Consider the following 2,684-nt stretch of genomic DNA (forward strand, 5'->3'; position numbering starts at 1 on the left):
ACTTTGGCTGCTATATGCTGAGTAACCGTAGAACATAGAATGTTATTTGTATAATTGTATCAATTAGGATTGGTCAAATTTAAATAAAAGCCTTTAATATTTTAACTAATTACAGTGATACTATTATCATATGTGAGAAACTGGATTTGTTTTTGCTTCTAGGGAGCCCAACTTAATCCACCTCATGAAATTTACGCTGATAATTACATTAACTTTATTAATATTTAATGCATCCTGCCAGGAAAACAAGAATAAAGAGGGAAATATGAAAGTACATAAACATAGCAATGCCTTAATTCATGAAAGTAGTCCATATTTATTACAGCATGCCCACAATCCGGTAAATTGGCATCCATGGGGAGAAGAAGCTTTGATAAAGGCTAAAAAAGAAAATAAGCCTCTTTTGATAAGTATAGGTTATTCAGCCTGTCATTGGTGTCATGTAATGGAAAGAGAAAGTTTTGAAAATGAGGAAGTAGCTATATTGATGAACGAAAAATTCATTTGTATAAAAGTAGATCGGGAAGAAAGACCTGATGTAGATAATTTATACATGAATGCTGTTCAGTTAATGACACAACAAGGAGGATGGCCGCTGAATGCCTTTGCTATGCCTGATGGTCGTCCATTTTATGGCGGTACGTATTTTCCAAAAGATAAATGGATAGGTGTTCTCAAGCAAGTATCTGAATTGTATAACAAGCAGCACAATAGGGTGGAGGAGTATGCGGAACAGTTATTAAGTGGTATTTCTCAAATGAATCTGATCGAAGAAAAGTCAGATAACGTATTGACTGCTGAGTTAGCAGAAAAAGCAAACAAGAATTTACTCAATGCTATGGATACTGTATTAGGAGGATTAAACAGCAGCAATAAATTTCCAATGCCCGTTGTATTTCAATATTTATTGGATTATTCTATCCTTTCTAAAAATGAAGACGCATCCAAACAATTATATATCACGCTGAATAACATGGCAAAGGGTGGGATTTACGATCAGATAGGAGGCGGTTTTGCCCGTTATTCTACGGATAAACAGTGGAAAGCACCTCATTTTGAAAAAATGCTTTACGATAATGCTCAATTGGTTAGCCTATATTCTCACGCTTATCAAAAATCTAAGAATCCAAGCTATAAAAAGGTAGTTTATGAAACAATCGATTTTCTTCAACGAGAATTAATGTCAGAAGAATATGGATTCTATTCAGCCTTGGATGCAGATAGCGAAGGAGAAGAGGGGACGTTTTATGTTTGGACCGAAAAAGAAATAGATGATATTTTGGGCGATGATTCAAAACTATTTAAGGCTTACTATCAAGTTGGGAAAGAGGGCTTATGGGAAAAAAATCATAATATTTTATTAATTCGGGATGATTTGAAATCAATTGCAGGCAAATTCCAAATTGAAGAAAAAGAGGCTGAAGAAAAAATAAAAGCATCGGCAAAAAAAGTACTTGAAGCAAGAGGAAAAAGGATAAGACCCGGATTGGATGATAAAATGCTTTGCTCATGGAATGCACTAATGCTTTCAGCCTTGGTGGATGCATACAATTCTTTTTCAGATGAAAAATTTCTAAAATTGGCAGAGAATAACGCTCGTTTTATTCAGGACAAGTTTATCATTGAAGATCAATTAATGAGAAACTACAAAAATGGAAAATCAAGTATAAATGCATTTTTAGAAGATTACAGCTTGCTTATTCAAGCATTTCTGGATTTTTATCAAAGTACTTTTGATATCCAATATTTAGAGCAGGCAATAAAGCTTAATGAATTTGTATTGGCAAATTTTAGAGATCCCAAAAGCAGTTACTTTACCTTTTCTAATGCGCATTCAAATGAGTTAGTAGCTAAACATATAGATGTTGGCGACAATGTAATTCCTTCACCAAATTCTGTGATGGCACATAATCTATTTAAGCTGGGGAAGATTTTGGGTCGAACTGACTACCTGGAACATGCAAATCAAATGCTATTGGGTGTTCAATCAAAAATTCAAGAGCATCCTGCCTATCATGCAAATTGGTTTAGACTGCAATTGAATGAATTATATCCATCATACGAAGTGGTTGTATGTGGTAAAAATGCATTAAAAATAAAAAATGAATTGAACGATACTTATTTTGCAAACGTCCTTTTTGCAGGAAGTACAAAGGAGAATGATGAGTTATCCGTTTTACAGAATAGATTTGTGAAAGGTAAAAGTCTGATATATGTTTGTCAGGATAATGCGTGCAAATTGCCTGTTGAGCAGGTAAAACAAGCTTTGGTTCAATTAAGCCAACGCAAGGACAAATAATTACACAAAAGGCAATAACTTAAGTGCTGAATTGAATGTCTTTTTTATCGCAATTTTAAGTTTTTTGTATGAAGTCAATGCTTGTTATAATTACTTTTATCATTTTTTCAGCTACTACCTTTGCACAGGAGGTGATAGTGCAAGATACTGTTTTGCCTGAAAAAGTACTTAAGGGCTTCACAAAAAAGTGCCCCAAAGCAACTTCAGAAGACTGGATGCAAGAAGGCAGCAATTACATAATTTCCTATTTTAATGACAACAAATGGTATGATGTAACCTTTGGTAGTAATGGTAAATGGATAGAAACTGCTATTGTTATTGATTATGAAAAATTACCTGAATCTATTATAAATCATTTTGAAAGCTCGAAGTATAATGAATTTGA

The 2,684-nt window shown here is 33.6% G+C and carries 2 protein-coding genes; both read left to right on the plus strand.

Going from position 1 to position 2,684, the window contains the following annotated elements; genetic code table 11:
* Positions 1 to 265: 265 nt before the first annotated feature.
* Entirely contained in the window at positions 266 to 2,299 is a 2,034-nt protein-coding gene (locus tag HOG71_11960) for a thioredoxin domain-containing protein (GenBank protein ID MBT5991556.1), read from the plus strand.
* Between the two features lie 68 nt (positions 2,300 to 2,367).
* A partial coding sequence (locus HOG71_11965; protein MBT5991557.1) for a hypothetical protein occupies positions 2,368 to 2,684 on the plus strand: 317 nt, incomplete at its 3' end.

This window comes from Bacteroidota bacterium, from assembly GCA_018698135.1.
Lineage (GTDB): Bacteria > Bacteroidota > Bacteroidia > CAILMK01 > JAAYUY01 > JABINZ01.

Bases quoted from the DNA above. Each gene is read 5' to 3' on its own strand.
- HOG71_11960 (MBT5991556.1), top strand. From the start codon at position 266: ATGAAAGTACATAAACATAGCAATGCCTTAATTCATGAAAGTAGTCCA.